This is a genomic window from Flavobacterium sp., assembly GCF_027490375.1.
Classification (GTDB): domain Bacteria; phylum Bacteroidota; class Bacteroidia; order Flavobacteriales; family Flavobacteriaceae; genus Flavobacterium.
This window is the reverse complement of the sequence record NZ_JAIXYH010000013.1, coordinates 1-26,250: the sequence shown is the minus strand read 5'-3', so window position 1 is coordinate 26,250 and position 26,250 is coordinate 1. Positions and strand designations below refer to the sequence as shown.

Genomic DNA, 26,250 nt, shown 5'->3' with positions numbered 1-26,250 from the left:
TTTCCGTACTGAAAATTTCTGGGAATTTCGTAATAGGGAATGTCCACACACCCTCCCGCCCCACAAGGCGAAGCACGGAAAAAAAATCGAGATTGGGTTACGGGAAAACCGCATATTTTTAGCGACTTTCTTTTTGGGATGGCTGTATTAATCTACTGGCGGAGGTTTAAACTAGACTCGCCGAAATAAGCAATAGGTTAGTAGAGTAGAAGCGGGCAGGATTAATTTTTTTAAAAAATTACGGTTTTTCCGTACTGAAAATTTCTGGGAATTTCGTAATAGGGAATATCCCCACACCCTCCCGCCCCACAAAGCGAAGCACGGAAAAAAAATCGAGATTGGGTTACGGAAAAACCGCATATTTTGGCGAAGCTCTGGTCAAATGCGAATCCACAAGTATTTTGTTCTTGGCGTTTTAAAATTAAGTCTAGAATCAGGCGATAGGTGAAAAAGAATCAAATAAGGCAGCGGACACTTTTTTAAAAAATTACGGTTTTTCCGTACTGAAAATTTCTGGGAATTTCGTAATAGGGAATGTCCCCACACCCTCCCGCCCCACAAAGCGAAGCACGGAAAAAAAATCGAGATTGGGTTACGGAAAAACCGCATTTAGCAAAAAATCGATCAGCTAATTTTTTGATTTTGTTTTTTAGTTCGGGTTGAATTTTTTTTCGGAGCACTTACTTTTTTTAGAGGCGTCTTTTTCTGATTTTTTTTTATTGGTTCGTATTTGCGTAACGTACTTCCGCGGCCGTGATTGAAGTGAAAATACAGTTGCAGCTGCGGCTTGTGACTGCGATTTTGGGAAAGCGACCAGCGGAAGCTTTTCCAAAAGCTGCAGAAACTGCCGTAGCAAGATTGTATTGCAACGAAAAGCGCGAAAAGCCGCCCAAATTCTGCGTATTAAAAGATTACGGTAGTGTTTGTACAAAAAAAAAAGACTGCATCCGGAGATACAGTCTTTTGGTGGAAAATAACTTTAATGATTATTTCTTAATCAGCTTTTGCGTTTGAGATTTACCATTTGCAGTTATTTTAACAATATATGTTCCAGCAGGTAAATTTCTTACGTCGATTGCAGCTGTGGTTGCGTTAACATCCTTTACCAGTAGCTCTTGTCCTAGTAAATTGTAAATACTTACATTTTGCATGGCAGTTGAAGCGTTTAGCTGTAGGATATCCGTTACTGGATTTGGCGCCATTTTAAATGTGTCGCCTGTTGGTACGTCAACACCTAGTACGGTTTCTACATTGAAATCGTCTACACCAAGTGCGTAGGAACTAAATCCGGCGGTGGTTATTCCTTCAATGATGAAATAAACGGTTGATTGACCATTTACCGATGCAGGAATTGGCGCAATGTAGTTGTAAAAACCTGTACTTGGAACGGTAGGTTCAGCAGACGAAATCGAGAATTGTTCGAAAATTAACTCAGCACCTTCTATACTTGGAACTGTGTTAACGTAGATATTGTATTTATCGGCTTCGTCGGCCAGATTGTGTCTGTGTAACCACACATTAAGCTGTGTTTCTTCGGTAATATTTGCGAAGTCGTAAGGTCGTGAGTACAGATAAGCAGTAGAAGTCTGATAGTTTTTAAATGCGATACGTGTTCCTGAGTGCGTAGTGGTGATATCGCCGAATTGCGGAGTTAGACCTTCCCAGTTGTTGTCTCCTGAAACTAATTCGGCAGTCCAACACGTTGGTAGTTCAGTCCCTGTAGTTCCTTCGAAGTCTTCTACTTCTTCTTCGCTATATACTGCTGGAATACACTGTGTTTCGAATTCGAACGGTCCGATCCATGCGCCAAAGTCGTTATTTGGACAAACCGAGCGTACATACACGAAGTACTCAGTACCTGGTTCTAAGTTAGGAATGGTGGCATTTGTATCGTTGAGTACGGCACTAGGAGTAACAGTGTCTGGGTCGGTATTGTCGTCGGTTGTAACAGCATATTGCCAGTTTGTTTCGCTACCTCCGGGAGTCCAAGTGATTTCTGCAGTTGTGGTAGTTGAAGGTCCGTTTGATACAATTTCGGTAACATCTGGGCAAGTTGGAGCAACTTCGTAGCGTACATCGTCTATGTAGATCGATTGAAAAATTCCTGTTGCGTTGTGTTTGAAGCCGAAATAGGTGTCGGTTGTTGAGGTATCGAAGTTTACGGCGAATTCTTGTGGGATGTCGCTCGTAATTGGCACATCGGCAATTACCGTATAGTTTGCTTCGCTAGTATTGCTGTCGAGTGTTACGATTTGCACTGAACCTTGACCGAAAGCGAAGAATTTCACTCTATAGGAGTTACTTGCTAGAGTAGACAAATTCGGGCTAACGAGTATAATATCATTTTCAGTTGTGGTCGAGTTGTCGTTGTATAGCTGCACGGTATTTGGCTCAGAAGAACCTGTAACAAAGGATACGGTGTTCACATTTGCAAAGTTTGAAATTGAAGGTCCACGAAGAATTCTTGTCCAACAATCGGGTAGGGCAGGTGTGGTAACATCGTCAAAATCCTCTGAAAATTCTGCAACAGCTTCGCAGGCAGTTCGGATGTTAAGTGGACCAATCCAAGCTCCGAGCTCGTTAGCGCTGCAATACGATCTGATCCAAACGCGATAGGGTGTATTAGCAGTTAAATCGGGAATTGTTACTTCGTTAGTGGAAACTAATACAGGAGTTAAACTGTTCGGATTGGTTTCAGTAGAACCTCCGATAACATATTGCCAATTGGTTTCGTTTCCTTGGCTTGTCCAAATTACCGTTGCAGTGGTTGTGGTAGTTGCACTTGCGGCTAAATCGATTACGTCTGGACAATTTGGTATTGTCTCCCAAATAATATCATCTAAAAACACAGAAGAAAATAGCGAAGGGTTGCTCATTCGGAAAGCAACGTGACGATCGGTTCCAGTGTAGCTATCGTAGTTTACAATAAATTCAGCGCTGGTATTTGTAACAGATATCGATTCGATTAAGTTAAATACTGCCGTGTTAAGTGAATTATCAACCGTACCTACTTCAATACTACCCGAACCTCTTGCTCTAAACTTGATGCGGTTACTTCCTTGGCTAAGGTTCGATAGAGCAGGAGATACCAGGATGATATCGTCGCCGTTTGTGGTTGCAGAACTACTGTTGTAGAGTTCGACTGAATTTGGCAATGAACCAGCTGGTTGGAAAGTGGTAATGCCTATGCTAGAAAATTCTGAAATGGTCGGACCTCTTCGGATACCTCTCCAACAAGCAGGTAATGATTGCGAGCTGTCGAAGTTTTCGCTGAATGCATCGATTGGTGTACAGTCCGTTCTTACTTGTAGTGGGCCTATCCAGGCTCCTAAATCAGTTGCAGCGCAGTATGAGCGGATCCAGATAAAGTAGCTTGTATCTGCATTTAAACCTGCGAAAGTTCCTGATGTAGAGTCAAAATTTGCAGGAGTTAATTGGTTTGGATTAGCGTTAGAAGCTGTACTGATTACACCTTGCCAGGTAGTTTCTGTACCTTGCGAACTCCATGAAATTACAGCAGCAGATTCAGAAATACCTACGGCTGCGAGCTCAATTACATCTGGACAGCTTGGAATTGTTTCCCAAACGATGTTATCAAGAAAAGCCTCTTCAAAAGTAAAGCTTGCTTGGAGACGAAATGCAATAAAATTATCCGTATTAGTTATCGAACTGAAATCGACAACATATTCGGTCATGTTGTTTGTTAATTCAAATGTTTGAACTTCGGTAAAAGTTCCGGTGTTTGAATTGCTATCTAAGGTGCCTACTTGAATGTTTGCGGTACCTTCAGCGAAGAATTTAACTCTGTGTGTGCCCGCGCCAGCATTTGAAAGCGGTGGAGACACTAAGATGATGTCGCTGTTATTAATATTTGCATTTGACTGATTTAAACGCACGGAAACAGGAGCTGAAACTGTTGAATTATAATCGACTGCTCCCACTGAAGAAAAAGTTACGTTTTCGCCGCGAATGATTTTGCTCCAACAAGCTGGCAATTCTCCGATTTCGGTATTCTCGAAATTCTCGCTTACGAAATCGGTGTTTTCGCAGTTTGTTGTAAAAGGTACAGCAAGTGTCCACGGGCTGAAATCACCGTCGCAACTTGAGCGAACATAAAATTCATACTGGGTGCTTAACGTTAAGTTAATTACGGTGTAGTTATTTTCGGTAACCACCGTTCCGCTTTGCGAGCTTTCAGGAGCCGCCTCGGTGGCTAATTGTACAAGTACTTCCCATTGTGTTTCTGAGCCACCGGTATTCCATGTAAATGAAGCGGTAGTTGTTCCAATAGATGAAGTAGCAACATTGGTAGGTGGTGAGCAAGCTAAAAGCGCCTGAATAGTGGTAATGTGGCAGCTGTTCTGCGTGGTGCACGATTCGTCTTCGGAATAATGCGCTCGGATCGTAGATACTTGGATAGCATTCACAGTAAGCGGAGATGGCCCTGAGGCAATTACTTCATCTGCTGAATCGGTGATGGTTATGAACTTGTCAACTCCATTGCGTACGCAGGTAAACACGTAATCAGTACCAATTGATAGATTAGTTATTGCAGCATACTCCGAGGTATAATTACAGACTGTAATTTCCTGTACAAGTCCCAAGTTATTAGAGACTACTACCTCGGAAGGGTACTGATTGAAGTTGATACATTGTGCTATAGCTCCGTAATTACAAAGCAACAGCAAAAAGAGCGTAATTTTCTTCATAGAATTTCGTTTTTACGTTTCTACGAATTTAACCTTTCCAAATGATTTTTATTCAGGTAATTAGTTATATCACAAAAAAATAAGTTTATGGGTTTTTTATAACGAAAAAAACCTATCGCTAGCGTGATGCGATAGGTTTTCGAGAAAAAACTTAATTAAAAACTACTGCTTGATGAACTTTTTTGTGGTATTTGCTTGACTTCCGGAAAGTTGTACAAAATAAGCGCCTGCAGCAAGTTTAGAGACATCTATTTGTGCACTATTTCCAGTGTTTTTCTTTTCGTATACAACCTGACCAAGATTGTTGAGAATCTTAATTGCTTCAATGTTATCAGCGGCTGTGACATTTATAAAATTCGTTGTTGGATTGGGGAATACGCGGACAGATGATTCAAAATTTGGGGTATCCGTGCTTAATGTTTCTGCAAACTCAACTATAAAGTTTTCAACTCCCAAACCTTCAGATACCTCGCTGTCTACGGTAACTCCTTCTATCATCACATAAACACTTTCCTGTCCATTCATCTGAGCAGGGATGTCGAATTTATAATTGTAAAAGCCAGAAGTACTAACTGCCGGTTCAATGCTGTTTCTAGAATGGATAGTACCAATTAACATAGCTCCGTCCATGCTTCTTTCGGTATTCACATATACATTGTAAACGTCGCCGTCGTGTCCATTTTCGTGTCTATGCAGATAAACATCTACTTGAGTAGCTTGTGTAATATCTGTATAATCTATTGGAGCCGCAAATAGCACAGCTGCACTTGCCGATGGTTCTTTATAAGCTATCGTAGATCCGGAATATGCTTCGGCAATACTTCCTTCACCAGTAGGTTCATACATCTGCCATTGGGTGTCTCCTTGATACACGGCAGCCGACCAGCAGTAGGGCATAGCACCGTTTTCGTAATCAAATCCTTCTTCTGAAATATCTTCAATATCTGAAGTCGCACAATCTGTATTTGCGATAATCGGACCAATCCAAACGCCACTTCCTGCTGCACAAGTTGACTTAATCCAAATGTAGTAAACCGTTAAAGGCTCTAGATTTTCTAATTCGATGCTGTTTTCAGAAGTTGGGTAGTAGGTTGAAAGCAAGTTTGGATCTGTATTTGAGACTGTGCTGTAAACAACTACACCTCCATCATTGTTATTTCCTTCCCACGCTAATGAAATATCATCGTCGTCGAAATCAACAATTGAAACGTTATAAATATCGTCACAAGCTGGAATAGGCTCGTAATAAATGTCGTCGAGCGCTACGTAATTGTAGATGTCGCCACCTTCTAATTTAAAACCAATGTATTCATCAGTTGTAGGTGAATCGAATACTACCGAATACGTGTAGTTGTTGTACTCAGTGAACTGAAAAGTCTGTACGGGAGTAAATGTAGCATCGGCATTGTTTGAACTCAGGGTACCCACTACTAAAGTAGCATTTCCGAAGGCGGAGAATCGGACGCGGTATTGGCCTGAATTTAGTGTACTTACGCGTGGCGAAACTAAGGTTATGTTTGAGTTGGAATCGATTGTGGATCCGTCACCGAATAGATATACAAGTTGAAGGTTTGCTTGGTTTTGTCCGTAGTAATACGTTTGAATACTGCTGTATGGCGAAACATTCGTACCGCTTACAATTCCTGTCCAACAGTTTGGTAGCTGCGGAGTAGTTACAGATTCGAAAGTTTGAATAAATGCTTCTACAGTTTCGCAACTTGTGTAGAATGTATAAGCTTCCGACCATACGCCAAATTGATTTTCGCCGCAGCTGCTTCTCACAAAAACGTTATAAGCTGTATTTGCTTGCAGATTTGTGACGATGCCCGAATTCGTTTCAAATGTTACAGATGTTGCGCCTTCTGGTGAATTAGCTGTGGTTACCACAACTTCGTAGGCAACAGCTCCGGAAACCTCGTTAAAATTAATTTGGGCTTGGTTCGTGCTTACATTGCTTTCGCTGATACCTGTAACATCTGGACAAGCAGGAATAGCTTCGTAGGAAATGTCATCCAAAACGATATACGAATACTCGATGTCTGCTACTATTTTAAACGCGATATTAGCATCGGTTGAAGCACTTGCGGCAAAGTTGTATGTAATGGTTTGTACGTTTTCGTTTAATTCGAAAGTTTCTAAAGCAGTGAATACGGCATTGTCGCCAGAACCACTAATGGTTCCTACAATTACATCGCCATAACCAAACGCTTTGAATTTGACTCGGTTCGTTCCTGTGTTCAAATTAGTTACCGCAGGCGATACTAAAATAACGTCTAGATTTTCTATCAGATAATCTTGGTATAAATAGGCGCTATTTTGTTCGGAAGTATTACTGAAATTAGTAATGTAAATTCCCGAATACGATGAAGCGGGTTGGTTTCTTACTATGCTTCTCCAACAGTTAGGTAATTCGTATGCTCCAGTGAACTGCTCGTAAAACGTCGCTACAGCGGCACAGTCGGTTGTAGCTGTTGTTGCAGCCGACCAATATCCTACTTCTTCTTCGCCACAACGGGTGCGGATCCAGAAATTATAGGTCGTATTTGGCTCTAAAGAATTGATTTCAAATGGATTTGCGGATGTGTTTACGATAGTTCCTTGATTTGGATCGTTTGTAGAACTTACTGCATAAGAAATATCGTAGGATGCAGCTGCAGGTATATTTTGGAAGGAAATCGTTGCCGAGTTGGTTCCAGTTGCAGTTACTTCGGCAGCAGCAATGTCCGGACAAGCTGGGTTCTGTTCCCATACCACATCATCAACAAAAGCAGGTTCGTAACTTCCATCTCCTGTCAAACGGATTCCGATATACATGTCGGTACCTTCATATTCCGAAAAATCAACAGAATAATATTCCATCTGACCAGTAGTGGTAATGGTTTGAAGCGGGGTGAATACTGCATCTAAAGTATTGCTGTCTAGTGTGCCCACTTGTAAACTTTGATTTCCGCGTGCAGCAAATCTCAAACGGTAATCTTCGTTTATGTTAGAAAGGGGAGGAGTTACCAAGATTAAGTCGGCAGTGGATAAATTGGAGCCATCTGCATAAAACTGAACGGCAGTTGTTCCCGAAGTTGTTGGATAAGCGTAGTTAACAGTAATACTGGCATGTCCGGTTAGTCCATCACCACGTCGTATTGTTTGCCAACAATTAGGTAAGGCATAGTAAGTCTGTTCGAAATTTTCATTTAAGGAAGTAAACGAATCACACGGCGTGTAAAAATAAGGTGAGATGTTAATTGGTCCTGTTTCATCTTCGCAAACCGAACGAACCGCAAATTGGTACAGTGTTCCTGCTGTTAAGTTTGTTGCCGTATAGGATGTCCCGGTTACGGGAATGGGAAGTATGCTGTCGGGTTGTGGATTTTGGTTATCCATATTAACAACATAAACTTCAAAATTATTGATGTCTTCTGGCGCAGTCCACGTTAATTCTGCGCTTGAACTCGATAAAACAGTTGCATTTAAACCCGTTGGCGGCATGCATGATAAAACCGCTTGTACAAATGTATTAGCACAGTTTGTCTCTACACCACACGTTTCGTCTTCAGAATAATGTACACGAATTTCCGAATAAGGAATATTTTGTACGGTAAGTGGTGAAATACCGTGTGCAATCACTTCGTTAGTCACAGAGGTTACAGTGATGTATTTTGCACTTCCGTTTTGGTTACAGGTAAAAATGTAACCGATGTTAGGAGCCACATTCATAAGGTAGGCGAACTCCATAGTCCAACTACAATTTGATATATACTCTTGCGCGCCACTGTTTTGCAATATTACTGGCGACCATGGGTATTGGCTGTTGTTAATGCACTGACCTACAGAAGCAGTTGTGCTAAAAAACAGTACCATAGCAATTAAGCGTACTAGTGATTTCATGCGTTTTTCGTTTTTGGTTCGATTGTAAGATAATGGCGAAATAGAAAGGTTGCGTCTCTATTTTTAATAAATGTTTAAAATTACTTAAAATTTGTTAAACGAATCTTAAATTTTAAATAAAAAAATTTGTAAACAAAACGTTTTCAGTCATTTTCGTTTATTTAATTTTTTTTTGGATTATTTGTAAGTACATTTATAAAAGGATTAATTGATCCTTTATGTTGTGTTTACTCACACTTTCGTAGAAGCAATTTCTTTTCCTTTTCAATTGATTAGTTTCCGTAAACAGGGTCAGAAAAGCTTTTCCAAATTATTTTGATGAATAATCAACTGTTACGGTCGGTATAAAAAAATCCTCAAAATCAATAATATCCATGTATTAGTGATTTTGAGGATGAGTGCCATGAGCGTAAAAATCTCTAGCTGTTTGTGCGTTTAATCAATAACGAAAGCTCAATTGATGAATCGAACTCCGATTTAAAAACTGTTGATTGTTTGTCTGATTGCCACCAAACGTGTCATTAAACCTTCAAAATAATCGAGGTGTAGCATGTTGGCACCGTCGCTTTTGGCATTTGCCGGATCGAAGTGTGTTTCAATAAAAATACCGTCAACGCCTACAGCAATGCCCGCTTTCGCAATCGTTTCAATCATGTCGGGTCGGCCGCCCGTAACTCCCGCGACTTGATTAGGTTGTTGCAACGAATGTGTTACATCGAGTACGGTGGTTGCAAATTGTTGCATAGTAGGTATACCGCGGAAATCAACAATCATGTCCTGATACCCAAACATACTTCCACGATCAGTGGCCATAACGTTTTCATTATGGCAATCCAGCACTTTTTGTACCGCATGTTTCATACTTTCCGGACTCATAAACTGTCCTTTTTTCAAATTCACAGTTTTACCTGTTTGAGCTGCGGCAACAACCAAATCCGTCTGACGAACTAAAAATGCCGGTATTTGCAATATATCAACAAATTCTGCTGCTTTCGGAGCATCTTCGTTGGTGTGAATGTCGGTTACCGTCGGAATGTCGAATGTTTCTCCAACTTTCTGCAGAATTTTTAGTGCTTTTTCATCTCCAATACCGGAAAAGCTGTCGATACGGCTGCGGTTCGCTTTTTTGAACGATCCTTTAAAAACGTACGGAATACGCAGTTTGTCGGTAATGCCAACTAATTTTTCGGCAATACGCAAAGCCATTTCTTCGCCTTCAATAGCACAAGGGCCAGCAAGGACAAAGAAGTTTCCACTTTCTAAATTTTTAATTTTGGGAATATTCGATAATTGCATAATTATTTTTTAAGAGTTAACCCGACAGGCACGGCAATCCGACCTTTGGCAAAAATGTTGAGGTATAAAACAATGGGTTCTTTTTGTCCTTCCCACGTGATTTCATAGCGGTTTAGAAGTCCAACGCCGATGTCGTTCCGTTTGGAAGGAAACGGACAGCAATCGTCGATTCTGCGAAAGCGAAGTTTTTCACCTTGCGGTCCTGCTAACGCATTTAAAAATCGAAACTGATTAATCGTGTCGTTTTTGGTATTTTGAAAAAAGACATTTATCGGATAGTCTTTATCATATCCATATTTTGGATTAGTACTGACATCAGTTATGACAAAATTTCCGACCGCATTAAGTTGTAATTCAGGAGCGTTTTCATCTACGTTTTTTAAGGTCGATTTTGTGCTAACGCAAGCACTAAGTATTGCGGCAACAAGCAAACATCCAACTACTTTTTTACCCATGTTATCCTTTTTGCGTTTTCGATTTCAAAAAGTACGCCACAATTGCAGAAACTACTATTCCGAAAGAAATACTGCCAATTGCCGAGGTAATCAAATAGGTATTCATATTGAAATAAGAGCTTGCCGTTTCCAACGTTCTTCCATGAACTTCAATTTGATACTTGATTTGATTGGCAAAAAAGTTGGGCGAAACAACCTTTAATGAAAAGAACACAGCGGGTATCGACATCAGTGCAGCAAAGATTGCCATCACCGAACCCGATAGGAATCCCTGTTTCCAATCCATTTGGTTATTGAAAAAGTTTCTTTTCTTTTCTCTTAAAGCCAAATAATAAACCAAAATGGATGGTAGTATCACTAAATTTGTGTAAATAGGATGCTGGTCTATGTGCTGATCGTGTAAACCAGCCGCTCGTTCAAGGGCAATCCATACGATACCAAGTACTGTAAGAATGAAGGCCCACTTGTATTCTATTTGAAAATTCTTCATTTGTGAGAGTTTTTGCAAAATTACACGATTTCGCTGGGCTTTTGCATAATTGTACCACTTGTTAAAATTTAAAAATATTCTGCTTACTTTGCAGCAGAATTAAAATTCCAGAACTAATGAAAAGATTTTTTAAAGCAGCTACAATTGTATTATTTACTTCAGTTTTGTTAACTGCTTGTGGCGGAGACGACAGCTCGAGTACACCCGCTTCAATTATTGCGAAGTGGACACCAACGAAAACAATCATTGCCGCCAACGGCGGTAGAATTACTACCAATTACACAGGTAACGAGGCAGGATGTGATAAAGACTATATTGAGTTTACCGCAGCAAACGCTTTCAACAATGTGGTATTTTTTAAAGATGCTACAAATACATGTACAGCTGCTCCCGCAGACCCTTCAACGTATACACTAACCGAAAATGTTTTAGTTATTACAGGCGATATTTACGGTGGAACTTACGAAGTGACGCGCCTTACCAACAAAGAATTGCGCATTGAAACCGAAGAAACTAATGCGGGTGTTACCACTACAACGACTCGTTTCTTTACGAAGGTTGTAGAATAATAGTTAATCCAAAAAGATAAAATTAAAGGCATCCGACCGAAACGTCAGATGCTTTTTTTATGACTTTTGAATGTCGGCACTCAATCCGGCATCATGCAAAGCACTGCATTTAGGTGCCAATTCTTCTAATCCACCCGATTTCACAGTACACTGTCCTTTGTAATGAACCAAAATGGCACATTGTTCGGCTTGAATCGGTGTATGTTCACAAACGCGAATCAGTGTTTCAATCACGTGGTCAAATGTATTTACGTCGTCGTTATACAACACCAATTCGTACGTGTCGGCAATTTTCTCAAGAACGTCGGTTTCAAATTCGGTTAATTCAAGCGGCATAATCTTTCATCTAAATTCAATGGTTCGCAAAAGTACTAATAAACGCGGCTTCAACAAAAGTCTTGTTAGATCGATCGATAACAAACATTTTTCTCTAAAAACTTGAAATTAGCTCAACTCATTTTATGCTGTTCTTGCGCGAATTTGAATTCCCTTCTATTTATTGATTTTTTGCCATCAGCTAGCGATTCTTTAAACGCACTCATTTTTTATTGATTTTAATCAATTTGTATCATTTCCTCTTGTAACACCTTTGCCCAAAAATACAAGTACAATGAAAAAATTGGTGTTCTCTTTTTTTATGCTTTTAATTTTGCAAGTTCAGGCGCAAAATGGTGTGATTCGAGGAGTGATCACAGATAAGCAGTCTGAAAAAACGATCGAAGGCGCTCTCATTACCTTACTTGGAAACGACAGCATCACAGCGGTTTCCGATGCGTTTGGCCGATTTAAACTCGAACAAGTGCCACTGGGCCGACAAAGTATTGCCATAGATGCGGCAGGCTATGAAAGCAGTGTTTTACCCGAATTAGAAGTTGTTTCTGGAAAGGAGGTTTTAACAAATATCGCACTCACCCAAACCTTTAATGAACTTAGCGAAGTTGTAATTGCAGCGGCGAACAACAAAGCGAAGGCTATTAACAAAATGGCTGCCGTTTCGGTGCGACAATTTTCACCAGACGAAGTTAACCGATATGCCGGCGGACGAAGCGATGTGGCACGTTTAGCATCGAACTTTGCTGGTGTTTCTACCGCCGATGATAGTAGAAACGACATCATTGTTCGCGGAAATTCATCCACAGGTTTGCTATGGCGTTTGGAAGGAATTCCAATTCCGAGTCCGAACCACTTTTCAACTCTTGCCACTACGGGAAGCCCGGTTTCAGCATTGAATCCGAACGTATTAGCCAATTCCGATTTCTTAACGTCAGCATTTCCAGCAGAATACGGTAATGCCCTGGGAGCCGTTTTTGATTTAGGTTTGCGAAAAGGAAATTCAGAATCGTACGAATATACAGTAGGTGTGGCAGCGTTTCCTGGTGCCGAAGCGCTTGCCGAAGGTCCGTTAGGAAAGAACGGCGGGTCGTTTCTAGTAGCTGCACGCTACGGAATCGTTGGTTCACTTGGCTTGGCAGGAACCGCTGCACAACCAAATTATAACGATGTAACCTTTAATTTCGATTTCGGACGCAGTAAATTAGGCCGATTTTCAGCTTTCGGAATACTCGGTAATTCAAATATCGATTTACTAGGAAGGGATGTCGAATTATCTAGCGACGACCTTTTCGCAACCCGTGATGAAGACAGTTTCGTAGAATCGAGATTTGCCGTTCTGGGTGTCAAACAACAAATCGAACTCGGCGAACGTTCCTTCCTTAAAAATGTTGTAAGTGTTTCGACATCAGGGAATTTATTCGACCAAGACCGCTACTTCAATCTCGAAACGCCCGAAGAGTTTAAAATACGTTGGACAGAAGCCGACAACACAGAAAGTCGCGTAACACTTTCTTCTTTATTCAATACCAAATTATCGCGAAAAGCAACAATCCGCGCCGGTGCTTTAGTAGAGTTCTTCCGACTAAATTCCGAATTATCGGATCGCGAACAGCAAGCAGATACCGATAACGATCAACTTCCCGATTTTGTAAATCTGATTGACATCGATGGAAATTACACCGTTTTTCAACCCTATGTGCAAGGACAATTTCGACTTACCGAAAAACTCTTGTTCAATGCCGGCATTCACGGCCAGTACTTTTCGCTAAACGAACAAACAGTTGTTGAACCGCGATTTTCAGCGAGTTATTCGCTAAACCCCAAGAGCAATATCAGCTACGGTTACGGACTACACCACCAAAATGTAGCTGCACCTATTTTATTTTTAAACCAATACGTAGACGGTGTTGCCATTCAGTCCAACAGAGATTTGAAATTGGTGCGCAGCCAGCATCACGTTTTGGGCTACGATTACCGTTTTGGAAAAGATTGGCGATTGAAAATTGAGGTATATTACCAAGACATCGATAACGCAGCGGTAGAACGCGTGCCAACCGGTTATTCGTCGTTAACAGAAGGCGCTGATTTCGGATTTTCGATCGACAAAACCAACTTAGTTAGCAATGGCACAGGCTATAACAGAGGTATGGAATTAACTTTAGAAAAGTTCTTTAGCAAAGGATACAATGCATTAATTACCGCTTCTACTTTTGAAAGCAAGTACAAAGGAAGCGATCAAGTTGAACGCGATTCGCCTTTTAATAACGGATACATTCTCAATGTTTTAGCTGGGAAAGAATTCAAAATTGGAAAAGCAAGAAAGAACGTTTTTGCCATAAATACCAAGTTTACCACTTCCGGCGGACGCTATTATACGCCGGTCGATTTACAAGCATCTATAGCGCAAGGTTATGAAGTACTCGACGAATCAGCGTATTATTCAGAACAATACGACGCTTATTTGCGACTCGATTTAAAGTTCTCTTTCAAATTTAATAGCGCGAAGAAAAAGAGTTCACATCAGTTTTATATTGATTTTCAAAATATTACTAATAATGAAAACGTCTTTACCCGAGATTATAACCGGGTAACGCAGCAGGTAAATCAGATCGACCAAATTGGTTTTCAACCGGATTTCGGATACCGTTTCCAATTTTAAAATCAATTTGTACGCTGCAAAACCACAACGACACGCTTGTTAATTGCTAGTTAGGGAGCAGTTTACGTTTTTTTAGTTAGTTTGGAATGGGATTGTAAGAGTCTGCGAAGTATCTTTACCAAGCAGACTCTTCCTTACCCGTTTTTCTGGTTATAATACAGTCGATTAAAATACGCATGTACACGAATTTACATATTTTTTTACAGCGATTTGAAGTTTTAACTGAGGAAGAAATTGCCGCATTTATCTCCATCTTTAAGCCTATGGAAATCCGAAAACTCGATCATCTTTTTGTAGAAGGCGAACGGGTTTCTCGCATTTACTTTTTGAATGAAGGCATCATGCGCGGTTACTTAAATACGGCTACCGGCGAAGTCACCTCGAATTTTTATTTCGGTCCGACGATGTTCACCGATTTAATGGCCGTTCGTGCCTTCGAACCCACAAAAATGAACGTGCAAGCCTTAAAAGATGCCGTTTTAATGCAGGCTGAAATGAGCGATCTCGATGATCTAATTACTTTACATCCCAGAATGGAACTAATCTTCTTTAAATTCTTAGAACATCTGTATCTATTCGGATTGCTTCGACAACACTCCTTTATCTTCGATTCGCCCCAAGAGCGCTACCTAAAGTTGTTTAACGATCGCCCGAAGGTAATCGCCGAAATTCCACAACGTTTCATCGCATCCTATCTTGGCATGACACCCGAAACCTTAAGTCGCGTGCGGAAAAGAATCTTTAAAGAATTGTAAAATGAAACACTTTCAGCAATTTATCGAGACGTTTTGCCGCATCTCAGCTCAAGAACGCGAAGATTTAGAAGCGCTCTTCGAACCGGTAACCATCAAAAAAATGGATCACGTATTTACTGCCGGCGATTCTATTCGAGATTTAATTTACTTCGACGAAGGTATTTGTCGCGTTTACTTAATTAAAGACGGCGAAGAATTTACCACCAAGTTTCTCACCGGCCCATGTATTTATGCCGAATTGTTCTCCATCAGAAACAACACACCAACGTTTATCAACATTCAATCTATAAACGTAACGTGTTATTACCGAGCTAGTTTTGCTAAAGTGGAAAAAATGATGCAAGATAACGCCAACCTCCGAAAGCTCTTTTTAAAGCTGTACGAGCACATTTACATTTTGGGCACCAAGAGACAAATATCTTTTATCAAAGATTCGCAAACCGAACGCTATTTTAAACTGCTTACCGAACAACCCGAACTACTTCAAACAGTTCCCTTACAATTTATCGCTTCTTTCTTGGGAATGAAACCCGAAACACTAAGCAGAATCAGAAAGAAAATGAAATAATTGTGTCGAAAGAACTACAGCTAGCCTTCTAGAAATGGCAGGCCGATTCGTTTCCTCTACAACTTCACATATTTCATGGCTACCCAATGATTGCGCTCTTTTACCAACTGCTGTGAGAGTCCGAGCGAAACACATTTTTCTTCCATAACCGGAATGTCGTGTTTGTAAAAGCCGCTCAGTAAAATAGTGCCACCTTTTTGTAGGTATTTTACATAAGTGGCTAAATCCTGCAACAAAATATTCCGATTGATGTTCGCAATAATCAGGTCGTACGTTACGTCGAGTGTTTCGAGTGTGCTGGCATCGCCCAAAAATACGCGAATATCAGCCGTTTGGTTACGTGCAATATTCTCGAGCGAATTTTCGTAGCACCACGTATCGTTGTCGATTGCATCGACCTTTCCCGCCGATTTTTTCGCAGCTAAAATCGCTAAAATCGCGGTGCCACAACCCATATCCAAAACCGTCTGATTTTCAACCGAAAGTTCCAGCAAATGTTCGATCATCATAAAGGTAGTTTCGTGATGTCCGGTACCAAAACTCATTTTCGGCTCAATAACAATTTCAAAATCAGCATTTTTTGGTTCATGAAATGGGGCACGCACATAACATTGTCCGTTAACATCAATCGGTTCAAAGTTTTTTTCCCACTCTTCGTTCCAATTTACCTGCTCAATTTTTTCGATGCGATACGTAACGCTAAAAAACTCATTTTCCAAAAAATCAAACGCCATTTCAGCGCCTGCGCCAGGCATATTTTCTTGAATATAAGCAGTTAAGCCCGTTTCAGTTTCTTCAAACGATTCGAATGGAAGCGCTTCCAAAGACGCTAAAACAATATCGGTGCCCGGCTGTACCGGATCAATCGTAAAATGGTATGCAAAATAGTGCTGCGACATGCCAGTAATTTTCTGCAAAAGTACTCGCTTCTGGGCTAAAAATCCGACAAATCTCTAGAATTGTTCAGCACTCTTTTAGTTTTTTGGGCGGTCCGGCGGCAAACGTCTCGTGGAAATGCATTGCCGCCGTCAGGCCATACGCTACAAACTTGTTCGCTTGTTTTGCAACGGTCAGGCGTTTGCAAGCGCTTCGAAGGTCGCGTTGCCACTGCCGTCAGTTGTCAAAACAAGCTCCAAGGTTTTTCGCTGCTGTCCTTACCGCAAAAGTCGTTTCCCAAAAATCCGTTGCCATTAAGACGTTTTCATGCTAACAATTTCCGTTTTATAAGCTTGTGGCAAGCATTGTAATTTAGCTATTTTTGTGCATGAGATTTTTTGTAACTGCGTGCTTAACGTTTGCCACAGCACTAGCGTTTGCCCAACGAAAGCCCGAAACGCCTAACAACGACCTAAAGCTGTCAACAATTCCGTATTATTCATTCGGAAAAGGAATTGGTATTACCTCGCCCGACAGTTTATTTCAAATGAACATCCGATTTCGGATGCAAAATCGCGTTACGTATCTCGACGAAGAAGATGAAAAGCCAGCGTACGACGGACAAATCCGACGTCTTCGCCTGCGATTCGACGGCTATGTGGGCAGTCCCAAATTTTTGTACGCCATACAACTTTCGTTTGCGCCCGGCGATGTAGGCGAGGTGCAAGAAGGCGAAAACATCAATATCATTCGCGATGCGGTAGTTTTTTATCGCCCGTCAGCTAAGTGGAGTTTAAGTTTCGGACAAACGAAACTGCCCGGAAACCGCCAGCGCATCAACTCATCCGGTGCACTTCAACTTACCGATCGTACGATCAATAACGCGCGTTTTACCATCGATCGCGATTTCGGTTTTCAAGCGCATTATCTCAACGAAAAACTCGAAAAGCCATCCTACAATCTGAAAGCGGCTTTATCCACCGGCGAAGGACGAAATGTAACGAACGGCTCCGACGACGGTGTGGCGTTAACCGGAAAAGTAGAGTTGTTTCCGTTCGGTGCCTTTCAACGCGACGGAACCAATTTTGAAGGCGATTTAGTACGCGAAGCTAAACCCAAATTATTGCTTTCGGGCGCTTTTCAACAAAACAATTTAGCAAAACGAACCCAAGGACAACTCGGCGACGATTTGTTTGCACCACGCACCATGCGCTCGGTCTTACTCGACGCGATGCTCAAATACAACGGCTTCTCACTGATGAGCAGCTACATGTCGCGTTCAACCTCCGATACGCCAATTACCGTAAATCCGCTCGACGCTACGGATGTTCGTTACGTTGTTGTTGGAAACGGTTTCGATTACCAAATGAGTTATTTATTTCGAAACGACTTCGAACTAATTGGTCGGTATTCCATTCAGAGATTAGGTTCCGAAATCGAGGCATTTCTACCCAATACTAAAGAGTACAGTTTTGGCGTTACCAAGTATTTGCGCGAGCACGCCTTTAAATTACAAGCGGAAATTAATTACGACGACCTCGATTTTGCCGACGGCACCAATCGTAGAAATTGGTATTTCCGCCTGCAAGTTGAGATGGGGATCTAAGTTGATCAATTCCATTTTTTTGTTCGAGGCTAATTTCTGCAAGTTAATGAACACTCATTTTAAAAAATGCGTGAAAACGGTAGGAGCATTAAAATATGGTAATTATGAAAAAGCTTTTTGATAATCGTTAAATCAATAAGATAAAGGTGCAGCTGCATAAAATCACAAAAAAGGGTACAGCAACGCTCCGGGGCCTCCAGCCCGCCTCCGGTTTAAAAATACAAAATCGATTTTTGCCAGACGAATTTTAAACCTGAGTTCGATTTAAAAATTGCGGTCAGAAAACAGATAAATGGTTGAATACAAGGCAGATTTTTATTAGGATACTGTAGTATCGCAAAAAAATCTAACGAAGTAGGCAGCCGTTTATCTGTTTAGCCTGGAAGTTGTTCCTTTTCATTAACATTCGATTTCACAATTTTTTGATTTCAAGCGATCTGACAAAGATTTTTAAGCGAACTCAGGTTTTAAGCGCGTTTAAACGTTTATAAACGTTTAGGTTGGTTATCAACATTTTAATTGGGGCGATTTACTGGATTTCGAAAGCACTATTTAAGACAAAACAGGGAAATAGCGTCTAGGTTAGCCAACAAACCAGAACCATATTTGACATCGAAAATGGCAAAAACGTCTAGATTGATCGACGAAGCAAAAAAAAGTGATTGGAGTGTAAAATTTTATAAATCGAAAATTCTGAATAATGAAGCGGTTTTTGCGGCTAAAATCGTAAAAAAGGGTAAAGCAACGCTCCGGGGCCTCCAGCCCGCCTCCGGTTTAAAAATACAAAATCGATTTTTGCCAGAAGAATTTTAAGCGCGTTTAAACGTTTATAAACGTTTAGGTTGGTTATCAATAATTGACACAAGATTTTGGTAGGTCTATGATCGTACAAAAGTTACCTCTGCAATTTGTGAAAACGTGACCTATAAATTGCGAAGAAAGTTCGATTCAAACGAAACAGGGATACACGTAAATCGCTAGGTTTTAGTGGTAAATATTTGTTGATAACGATTTTTGGTTAGCGCTGTTGCGTGAGGGACAGCAGCGAAAAACCTTGAAACTTGTTTTCTCAACTGACGGCTGCGGCAATGCGACCTTGGGAGCACTTGCAAGCGCCTGACAGTTGCAAAACAAGTGAACAAATTTGTAGCGAATGGCCCGACGGCGGCTTATACATTTTGCTAATAGCACGTTAAGCCGCCGGCACGCCCAAAAGGTTAAGCTCCGTTTATAATTGCAGCGAAATCGGCTGCTTTCAGGGAAGCGCCGCCTATTAATCCGCCGTCTACGTCTGGTTTTGCGAAAATTTCCGCCGCATTTTCCGGCTTAACCGATCCGCCGTACAAAATGCGAACGCTTTCGGCTACATTACTTCCGTACTTTTTACGAACAGTTTCACGGATAAACTCGTGCATTTCTTGAGCTTGCTCTGGACTAGCAGTTTCTCCGGTTCCGATAGCCCAAACCGGCTCGTAAGCGAGAACGATGTTTTCCCAGTGTGCCGCTTCGGTGAAAAAGATGCCGTCGAGTAATTGTTGTTCGACGATGTTAAAATGATTGTTGCTCTGACGGTCTTTTAACTCTTCACCAAAACAGAAAATTACCGTCATATCGTGCTTTAAAGCGGTTGCCACTTTCGAAGCGATAATGCTGTCGGTTTCATTAAAATAGGCCCGGCGCTCCGAATGTCCTAAAATTAAAGTCTTAACACCAATGCTTTTGAGCATGTCGGCCGAAATCTCACCAGTAAAGGCGCCACCTTCGGCTTGGTGCATGTTTTGTGCTGCTACGTAAATATTGGTATATTCTAAATGCTCGACTGCGGCAGCCAAATTTACGAATGTAGGCGCCACAATAATTTGCACCTCTTTATCTTGCGGAACTGCGGCGATTAGATCGTTCAACAAATCTTCTGTTTCCTCAGCATTTTTGTGCATTTTCCAGTTACCCGCAACAATTTTAGTTCTCATGATTTTAATTTGGTTAGTGTGTTGTTCATTGCTTCAAAGTCTTTTTCGATAGCGCGGTACGTAATAATTTTACCGTTTTTATCGATAATGATGTAGCGCGGAATCCAATCGATGTCGAGCGCTTGACCAAAAATACCTTTCATACCGTCGGGCGACCAATACTGGCTGCCTTTTAATTCGTGACGTGCGATACCATCGAGCCATTTTTCAAGGCTCTTATCGAACGAAATAAAAACAAAATTTACGTCGGGATGTGCCGCTTGCATTTTTTTCAAGTCGGGCATAGCTTTAACACAATCGCTGCACCACGACGCCCAACATTCGATAACCGTTACTTTTCCTTTTGCGCGATTGAGCACATCTTGAAAGGCGATATCGGTATTGTTTTCGGTTTTCAAAGTAATCTTCAACGCTTCTTCTTTGAAATTGGTGCGTTGTGCGTTTCCGCAGGCTGTAATCACTAAAAGCAAGACCAGCGAAGGAATGAACTTTTTCATTATTTGAATTTTTTATCGGTTTCAGAAATTACTTTTTCGAGCGCTTTCGCAGAAAATTGGTTGTCGTTTATCCCGTCAAAGAAAATGTATTCGTTTCCGTTCCAGAGGTATTTAACGCCGGGCGTGTCGCGACCTTGACCGAGTAATTTCCAAAATGGAATGATTTCAATGATTTTATACGGATATTCGGCGCCGGCGTATTCGAAGAAGGTTGGAATTAAGTCGGCTTCTTCGTTCATGAATACGATGCGAATGTCTGGGAAGTTTTTATTTTTCTTTTTCAAGTTCGTTAAATCGCGAGCCGCATCTTTACAATGCTCACAGCCAGGAACAAACAAGCAAAATAGTTTTTTACCGCTGTCGATGTCTCGGAAATACGAGGCATAGCCCGATTTTTTTGCTGCAGGAGCTTTTGGTTTTTCGGCAACTGCTACGGTATCTTTTACTTTAGCAGCTGTTTTAATGGTATCGGCATTTACTGGCACAGTTTCAGCGGGCAAGACCGGATTGTCAACTGTAAGCGTGTCAGCCGCTTGATTTTCTTGATTTTCTACAGCAATGGGTTGAATGGGCGCGAGCATAAATAGGGCAAGGATGCTTGCTAATACCAGACTGCACAAATACCAAAAGTTATCCTGACGCTCATTTCGTACAGGTGTGATTTTATAGACTACCGCGAGTAAAATGACTGCAACCACATTTTTGATGATGGCTTCGATGGGCGTCATTGGGATTAATTCGCCAAAACAACCGCAATTTCCTGCATTTCCGCCACTTCCAAAAGTTTCAATCGATAGGTGAATGATGAAAACGAGCAGTAGTAAAATGGTTGCGGGTAGTACCAAAATGCGCAGTAATCGGCGTTGGAGTAGTAGTAAACCTAAACCAAGTTCGATACCAATGAGGATACGTGAAAAGAAAGGTGCTAGTTGTTCGGAAAAGCCGAGCGGATATAACTGCTTGACCTCGAATGTAGAAATAGCAAAATAGGGTGAAGGATAGAGTTTTGCGATTGCCGACACTATAAAAAGTGCAGACACCAGAATTCGGATAAAAAAACTGAGATTGTGTTTTGTTGATTCAGTCATAAAATCAATTTTTCAAATGTACGTCGATTGTAAATATGCTTGTGTTAACGCTTTGTTATTCGCCGAATTTCGCGAGAATCAGTGCAAAAACGGCATAGTTAATCATGTCTTGGTAATTGGCTTCGATACCTTCGGAAACTAAGGTTTTGCCGGCATTGTCTTCGATTTGCTTCACGCGAAGTAACTTTTGCAAGATTAAATCGGTTAACGAACTGATACGCATTTCGCGCCAAGCCTCGCCGTAATCGTGGTTTTTAGCGAGCATGAGTTCTTTGGTTTCGGCAATTTTTTGATCGTAGTAGCGAATAGCATCCGACGGTTGTAGATCGGGCTGATCGGCAACTCCTAATTCGCACTGAATTAAGGCCATAGCTGCGTAATTGATGATACCGATGAATTCGCCGTTTGCATCTTCGTCGATTTTACGAACCGTATTTTGCTGCAAGCTTCGAATGCGTTGCGCCTTGATATAAATTTGGTCGGTTAACGACGGCAAGCGCAAAATACGCCAAGCGGCACCGTAATCGGTTAGTTTTTTGGCATACAAATCGCGGCAAAAGGCGATGATCTGGTCGTACTGCGCAGAGGTTGTGCTCATGAACTTCTTATCTTTGTTCGGAAAGTTTCAAAAGTACACATTTACGCGCATTTTTTCGACACGAGCTAAACGTATGACAATCAATTGTAAAGGAAAATTAATCGATTTTCACCGACCGAAAATCATGGGAATTGTGAATCTAACAACCGATTCGTTTTATTCGGGAAGTCGTTTTGCGGATTCGGGCGAAGCTATTTTACTAGAAACGGTAGCAAAAATGCTTGCCGACGGAGCCGATTTTATTGATATCGGCGCGTATTCGACACGTCCGGGTGCCGACGATGTGCCCTTGGAAGTTGAAAAACAGCGCGTGGTTGCTGCCGTTGCGACATTGTGTAGTGAGTTTCCGGATCTATTGATTTCGGTAGATACATTTCGCGCGGCCGTTGCCGATGCAGCCCTTGCGGAAGGCGCGGCCTTGATTAACGATGTGACGGCTGGTTTGGGAGATAACGATATGTTTCATGTGGTTGCCAATCAGCAAGTTCCGTACATTATGATGCACATGCGCGGCACACCAAAAACGATGACGCAGCTCAATCAATACAACGACTTGACGGGTGAAATTTTGCTTTATTTTTCGGAGCGTATTGCTGCGGCGCGCGCCTTAGGCATAAACGACTTGATTTTGGATCCGGGTTTTGGATTTGCGAAAAACATCGAACAGAATTTTGCGTTATTGCGCCATTTTGCCGACTTCAAGATAGCCGGTTTGCCTTTGTTGGCGGGCATTTCGAGAAAATCGATGATATACAAGACACTGGAAACCACGGCCGAGCACGCACTAAACGGAACCACATTTTTGCATGCTTTTGCGTTACAGGGCGGCGCGAATATTTTACGGGTGCACGATGTGAAGGAGGCAGTAGAGGCGGTAAGGTTGTTTGAGAAATTTTCAGCCGCTCATTAGTTATTTATAACCTGTAGGTTGTTATCACACCTAGTTTAGGAAAAGCGCGACTTCTTTCCTTATATTTTTTTAATATTTATTTTTTGTCTAGGCTTTCCTTGTTATCTATTGTTTATATACTTTTAATCTGCAATATACTAAATACAGATGTTTAATAAACAGTCACTTCGCTTTCTGGTGCTTTTTTTCGTTATTCAAAATTTGCAAGCTCAAATCTACACTTTTAACACTGTGGTAGAATTATCTGAACAGCTAGGTAAAAGTAAAGCAAAAAAAACTACTTGTTTTTACAATACTGCGAATAGCGGTTATTATTTCGAAGTGATTGGCGATGACAAAAACAATGTAATTTCGGCGAGTTTAGCTGATAGAAAATCAAACAAGTATTTCAACTTTATTGAAATTGATAAAATTGATTTAGAAAAATTTCCAGCAATATCTTGGCTAAAATTTAATGAGGCAACTTTAATTAAGAATTTTAGTAATGAAAAGTCTAATGATGAATTTTTAAAGGATTATGCTAATAATTTTAAAAAGACCTACAAAAGAACGTACGAGATTGTAAAAGGAAATACGGGCGTTGACACCTTGAAAGTACTTACTGTTGTTGAAAGCGAAAAGAAAAATCCGAAGCGAGGCTTTAATGCTGTTTTTTTATTTGTTAAATCGGAAGTCGATAATTGGTCGATTGTTGATCAGCAGACGTCTGACAACTTAGGTTATTATGTGCCCATAGAACTTCCTTACCCTATTCAGGTTTTAAGTTACGACGTGCTTTCTTTTGCTCAAAACGAAAGGTATGCGGGAACTGTAAAGACCACGTATAATATCAATCAAAGGTTCACTGTCAACAAACAGAACAAGAATAATTGATAGTTGTTCTTAGATCACTTCTTAAAGCAGGTTGATGATGGCATTGTAAATCCTGCCACGAGAGGCGGTATTTCGCAAAGATTTAAAAAATAGCTGATTACGATTAACCTCAAAGTCGACATACTTGCGTACAATGTTTTTCAATTTAATTTTTAGAAGCTATTCCCGCTTTTCGCTATAGTCCTCAAAAAATACGCTGTTTTCACACGCACTGCGGCAGGCTTCTCGCGTCGCCGCCACAGTTGCGGTTCAAACAAGCGTCTTTTTCTCCGGGCTGCCGCTTCACTCGGGGCTAGGAAATACGTTACCGACAAGTAGTCGAAAAAATACCTATAAGTAGGTAGTTTTGGGTGGTTGCAACTGTTTACTTTAGCAAAATAAGCCCAATTGCGAACGCTGCTTATTTTGAAACGCATTTTTTGGAGATTTTACGATTAAAGCAGCTTTGTTGTTGCGTAATATAACAGAGATTGAGGTTACGTTTTAGATTGTAAATTTTGAAATGCCAAATACAAATTTAACATATCGAAAAAACGAAAGTTTATAAAAGTTTCGAAGGCGAAGAAAAGGGACTTGTTTCCAGTATTTACGCGTGTTTTCGCGAATAGCGTGCTTAGATGAGAGAGGAGAACTTTCGTATATTTGGGAGTTACAAGCAACTTTAAATGACAAGACGACAATAAATTTAACAACTAAAATCAACAGACATGAGAATTTCAGTTTTTCTTGACGGTGCAAATTTCTTTTTTATGCAACGTTCTAAACTTGGTTGGTTCGCAGACCCCAAAAGACTTCTAGACTATATTGCAACCAAAGGCGACATTAATGAAGCCTTTTATTACATTGGACAAGATGCTCCTCCAGAAGCAAGACAACAAGCATTTTTAGACGCATTACCTTCAATGGGTTACTCTTTAGTTTCAAAACAAATCAAAACTATTTATGACACTAAAACAGGGACAACTAAAAAAAAGGCAAATCTTGACATTGAAATAGTTTTAGACATGTTCAACACTATAGACCACTATGACATGGCAGTTTTAATTAGTGGTGACGGAGATTTTGAAAGAGCATTAACACTTTTAAGAGCAAGGGGTAAACAATTATTAGTAATCGCAACAGAAGGTTTTATCGCAAGGGAATTAAGGAGTGTTGCAGGCAGACATTATATTGACATGCAAGACATTAAAGCAGATATAGAAAGAGTGAGACCATAGAAAAGCTGCTTGTAACACGGGTTTTGCGTCAGGCGGGGTGACTTGCAAACTTGAAGCTTTGTGCTTCTAATCAAGTTCAGTGCAAGTTGATAGTTTAGTGCTCCGAAACCCGCCCGAAAGCAAATTCCTAAACCGTTGGCAGCAATATTACGAACGACACAGAATAGACTAACGGAATGAAAATAGACATTCATACACATACAAGGAAAGTAAAGTCTGGTGACGCACCAACTAGAAATATTGAAACAGATAGGTTTGTTGAAATTATTAACGACACTGAAGTCAATATTTTAGCAATTACCAACCATAATCATTTTGACGCAAAACAATATGAAGACTTCAGAAACGGAGTTGAAAACCACTGTCAAATATGGCCTGGAATTGAGCTTGATATTTTTGAAAATGAGAAAAGGGCTCATTTAATTGTTATATGTAATCCTAAAAATTACCAACAATTTGACAAAGTAGTAAGTGAAATACTAAATGGGAAAAATCCTGACACTTTTACAATTTCGATAAAGGAAACAGTTGACAAATTTGATAAGTTAGATTGTATTTACATTGCACATTATTTTGTAAAAAAACCAAATCTAGGAGACGAAGAAATTGAAATTTTGACGAATTTAGTTTCAAATCCAAAACGTATATTGAAAGAAGCTAGTAATTCTATTTCAGCGGGTATATATATTAGTCATGGACACAATTCTATTTATGGTTCTGATGTTCACAATTGGGATGATTATATTAAACATTCACAAGAATTGCCGGAACTAAGGCTTCCGGTAAGTGGCTGGTTTTTTTGAACAGGTTAAAAATAGAGTTAAATTAACCTTTTAAAAGAAAAACAGTATGAAGACATCAAAATTTTCAGAGGAACAGATTATTTCGATCTTAAAGGA

The 26,250-nt window shown here is 40.6% G+C and carries 20 protein-coding genes; 9 read left to right on the top strand and 11 right to left on the bottom strand.

Going from position 1 to position 26,250, the window contains the following annotated elements; translation table 11 throughout:
- Positions 1-986: 986 nt before the first annotated feature.
- The 5 genes from Q0064_RS01785 to Q0064_RS01765 all read right to left on the bottom strand — a co-directional run bounded on the left by Q0064_RS01785 (position 987) and on the right by Q0064_RS01765 (position 10,832).
- Positions 987-4,709, bottom strand: coding sequence for a fibronectin type III domain-containing protein (locus Q0064_RS01785; protein ID WP_298143397.1), 3,723 nt, complete (start codon positions 4,707-4,709; stop codon positions 987-989).
- 162 nt (positions 4,710-4,871) lie between these two features.
- Positions 4,872-8,591: a fibronectin type III domain-containing protein gene (locus tag Q0064_RS01780; RefSeq protein WP_298143394.1), complete on the bottom strand. Its 3,720-nt coding sequence runs from the start codon at positions 8,589-8,591 to the stop codon at positions 4,872-4,874.
- Positions 8,592-9,068: 477 nt separating this feature from the next.
- Complete coding sequence (kdsA, locus tag Q0064_RS01775; RefSeq protein WP_298143391.1) at positions 9,069-9,887, bottom strand: 3-deoxy-8-phosphooctulonate synthase; 819 nt, start codon at positions 9,885-9,887, stop codon at positions 9,069-9,071.
- Positions 9,888-9,889: 2 nt separating this feature from the next.
- Entirely contained in the window at positions 9,890-10,342 is a 453-nt protein-coding gene (locus Q0064_RS01770) for a 2-dehydro-3-deoxyphosphooctonate aldolase (RefSeq protein WP_298143387.1), read from the bottom strand.
- A gap of 1 nt (position 10,343) precedes the next feature.
- Positions 10,344-10,832: a DUF4199 domain-containing protein gene (locus tag Q0064_RS01765; RefSeq protein WP_298143384.1), complete on the bottom strand. Its 489-nt coding sequence runs from the start codon at positions 10,830-10,832 to the stop codon at positions 10,344-10,346.
- 116 nt (positions 10,833-10,948) lie between these two features.
- Here Q0064_RS01765 and Q0064_RS01760 point away from each other — a divergent pair, with 116 nt between their 5' ends.
- The gene (locus tag Q0064_RS01760; protein WP_298143382.1) at positions 10,949-11,401 is read left to right on the top strand and encodes a lipocalin family protein; all 453 of its coding nucleotides are present in this window, start codon (positions 10,949-10,951) and stop codon (positions 11,399-11,401) included.
- A gap of 57 nt (positions 11,402-11,458) precedes the next feature.
- On the opposite strand, the gene Q0064_RS01755 is transcribed toward Q0064_RS01760, so the two are convergent.
- Complete coding sequence (locus Q0064_RS01755) at positions 11,459-11,737, bottom strand: ATP-dependent Clp protease adaptor ClpS (RefSeq protein WP_094485110.1); 279 nt, start codon at positions 11,735-11,737, stop codon at positions 11,459-11,461.
- A gap of 274 nt (positions 11,738-12,011) precedes the next feature.
- On the opposite strand from Q0064_RS01755, the gene Q0064_RS01750 reads away from it, so the two are divergent.
- The 3 genes from Q0064_RS01750 (at position 12,012) to Q0064_RS01740 (ending at position 15,716) form a co-directional block, all read left to right on the top strand.
- Positions 12,012-14,393 (top strand): TonB-dependent receptor, encoded by a 2,382-nt coding sequence (locus tag Q0064_RS01750; RefSeq protein ID WP_298143380.1) that lies wholly within the window; start codon positions 12,012-12,014, stop codon positions 14,391-14,393.
- 176 nt (positions 14,394-14,569) lie between these two features.
- The gene (locus Q0064_RS01745; protein ID WP_298143377.1) at positions 14,570-15,148 is read left to right on the top strand and encodes a Crp/Fnr family transcriptional regulator; all 579 of its coding nucleotides are present in this window, start codon (positions 14,570-14,572) and stop codon (positions 15,146-15,148) included.
- Position 15,149: 1 nt separating this feature from the next.
- Positions 15,150-15,716 carry a hypothetical protein gene (locus Q0064_RS01740; RefSeq protein ID WP_298143374.1) on the top strand — a complete coding sequence of 189 codons (567 nt, stop codon included), beginning with the start codon at positions 15,150-15,152 and terminating at the stop codon, positions 15,714-15,716.
- A 56-nt stretch (positions 15,717-15,772) separates the two neighbouring features.
- Here Q0064_RS01740 and prmA read toward each other — a convergent pair whose 3' ends face one another.
- Complete coding sequence (gene prmA, locus Q0064_RS01735) at positions 15,773-16,615, bottom strand: 50S ribosomal protein L11 methyltransferase (RefSeq protein ID WP_298143371.1); 843 nt, start codon at positions 16,613-16,615, stop codon at positions 15,773-15,775.
- Positions 16,616-16,980: 365 nt separating this feature from the next.
- On the opposite strand from prmA, the gene Q0064_RS01730 reads away from it, so the two are divergent.
- Positions 16,981-18,198 (top strand): porin, encoded by a 1,218-nt coding sequence (locus Q0064_RS01730; protein WP_298143368.1) that lies wholly within the window; start codon positions 16,981-16,983, stop codon positions 18,196-18,198.
- Between the two features lie 1,217 nt (positions 18,199-19,415).
- On the opposite strand, the gene tpiA is transcribed toward Q0064_RS01730, so the two are convergent.
- The 4 genes from tpiA to Q0064_RS01710 are packed head-to-tail and all read right to left on the bottom strand — an operon-like array spanning position 19,416 to position 22,351.
- Positions 19,416-20,168, bottom strand: coding sequence for a triose-phosphate isomerase (gene tpiA, locus Q0064_RS01725; protein ID WP_298143365.1), 753 nt, complete (start codon positions 20,166-20,168; stop codon positions 19,416-19,418).
- Positions 20,165-20,665 (bottom strand): TlpA disulfide reductase family protein, encoded by a 501-nt coding sequence (locus Q0064_RS01720; RefSeq protein WP_298143362.1) that lies wholly within the window; start codon positions 20,663-20,665, stop codon positions 20,165-20,167. The genes tpiA and Q0064_RS01720 overlap by 4 nt, the downstream gene beginning before the upstream one ends.
- Positions 20,665-21,753 carry a MauE/DoxX family redox-associated membrane protein gene (locus Q0064_RS01715; RefSeq protein WP_298143359.1) on the bottom strand — a complete coding sequence of 363 codons (1,089 nt, stop codon included), beginning with the start codon at positions 21,751-21,753 and terminating at the stop codon, positions 20,665-20,667. Before Q0064_RS01715 ends, Q0064_RS01720 begins: the two co-directional genes overlap by 1 nt.
- 55 nt (positions 21,754-21,808) lie before the next feature.
- Positions 21,809-22,351: a DUF1599 domain-containing protein gene (locus Q0064_RS01710; protein ID WP_298143357.1), complete on the bottom strand. Its 543-nt coding sequence runs from the start codon at positions 22,349-22,351 to the stop codon at positions 21,809-21,811.
- 73 nt (positions 22,352-22,424) lie between these two features.
- Between Q0064_RS01710 and folP the strand changes: the two genes are divergently transcribed.
- From folP to Q0064_RS01690, 4 genes are all read left to right on the top strand, one after another.
- Positions 22,425-23,261 carry a dihydropteroate synthase gene (gene folP, locus Q0064_RS01705; RefSeq protein ID WP_298143355.1) on the top strand — a complete coding sequence of 279 codons (837 nt, stop codon included), beginning with the start codon at positions 22,425-22,427 and terminating at the stop codon, positions 23,259-23,261.
- A 201-nt stretch (positions 23,262-23,462) separates the two neighbouring features.
- On the top strand, positions 23,463-24,134 hold the full coding sequence (locus Q0064_RS01700) for a hypothetical protein (RefSeq protein WP_298143352.1): 672 nt from the start codon (positions 23,463-23,465) through the stop codon (positions 24,132-24,134).
- 707 nt (positions 24,135-24,841) lie between these two features.
- Positions 24,842-25,351 (top strand): NYN domain-containing protein, encoded by a 510-nt coding sequence (locus tag Q0064_RS01695; protein WP_298143349.1) that lies wholly within the window; start codon positions 24,842-24,844, stop codon positions 25,349-25,351.
- Positions 25,352-25,527: 176 nt separating this feature from the next.
- Positions 25,528-26,154, top strand: coding sequence for a hypothetical protein (locus tag Q0064_RS01690; protein ID WP_298143346.1), 627 nt, complete (start codon positions 25,528-25,530; stop codon positions 26,152-26,154).
- The last annotated feature ends 96 nt before the right edge of the window (positions 26,155-26,250 follow it).

Coding starts and splice junctions, on each gene's coding strand:
- Q0064_RS01785 (WP_298143397.1), bottom strand. CDS start 4,709: ATGAAGAAAATTACGCTCTTTTTGCTGTTGCTTTGTAATTACGGAGCT.
- Q0064_RS01780 (WP_298143394.1), bottom strand. CDS start 8,591: ATGAAATCACTAGTACGCTTAATTGCTATGGTACTGTTTTTTAGCACA.
- kdsA (WP_298143391.1), bottom strand. CDS start 9,887: ATGCAATTATCGAATATTCCCAAAATTAAAAATTTAGAAAGTGGAAAC.
- Q0064_RS01770 (WP_298143387.1), bottom strand. CDS start 10,342: ATGGGTAAAAAAGTAGTTGGATGTTTGCTTGTTGCCGCAATACTTAGT.
- Q0064_RS01765 (WP_298143384.1), bottom strand. CDS start 10,832: ATGAAGAATTTTCAAATAGAATACAAGTGGGCCTTCATTCTTACAGTA.
- Q0064_RS01760 (WP_298143382.1), top strand. CDS start 10,949: ATGAAAAGATTTTTTAAAGCAGCTACAATTGTATTATTTACTTCAGTT.
- Q0064_RS01755 (WP_094485110.1), bottom strand. CDS start 11,737: ATGCCGCTTGAATTAACCGAATTTGAAACCGACGTTCTTGAGAAAATT.
- Q0064_RS01750 (WP_298143380.1), top strand. CDS start 12,012: ATGAAAAAATTGGTGTTCTCTTTTTTTATGCTTTTAATTTTGCAAGTT.
- Q0064_RS01745 (WP_298143377.1), top strand. CDS start 14,570: ATGTACACGAATTTACATATTTTTTTACAGCGATTTGAAGTTTTAACT.
- Q0064_RS01740 (WP_298143374.1), top strand. CDS start 15,150: ATGAAACACTTTCAGCAATTTATCGAGACGTTTTGCCGCATCTCAGCT.
- prmA (WP_298143371.1), bottom strand. CDS start 16,615: ATGTCGCAGCACTATTTTGCATACCATTTTACGATTGATCCGGTACAG.
- Q0064_RS01730 (WP_298143368.1), top strand. CDS start 16,981: ATGAGATTTTTTGTAACTGCGTGCTTAACGTTTGCCACAGCACTAGCG.
- tpiA (WP_298143365.1), bottom strand. CDS start 20,168: ATGAGAACTAAAATTGTTGCGGGTAACTGGAAAATGCACAAAAATGCT.
- Q0064_RS01720 (WP_298143362.1), bottom strand. CDS start 20,665: ATGAAAAAGTTCATTCCTTCGCTGGTCTTGCTTTTAGTGATTACAGCC.
- Q0064_RS01715 (WP_298143359.1), bottom strand. CDS start 21,753: ATGACTGAATCAACAAAACACAATCTCAGTTTTTTTATCCGAATTCTG.
- Q0064_RS01710 (WP_298143357.1), bottom strand. CDS start 22,351: ATGAGCACAACCTCTGCGCAGTACGACCAGATCATCGCCTTTTGCCGC.
- folP (WP_298143355.1), top strand. CDS start 22,425: ATGACAATCAATTGTAAAGGAAAATTAATCGATTTTCACCGACCGAAA.
- Q0064_RS01695 (WP_298143349.1), top strand. CDS start 24,842: ATGAGAATTTCAGTTTTTCTTGACGGTGCAAATTTCTTTTTTATGCAA.
- Q0064_RS01690 (WP_298143346.1), top strand. CDS start 25,528: ATGAAAATAGACATTCATACACATACAAGGAAAGTAAAGTCTGGTGAC.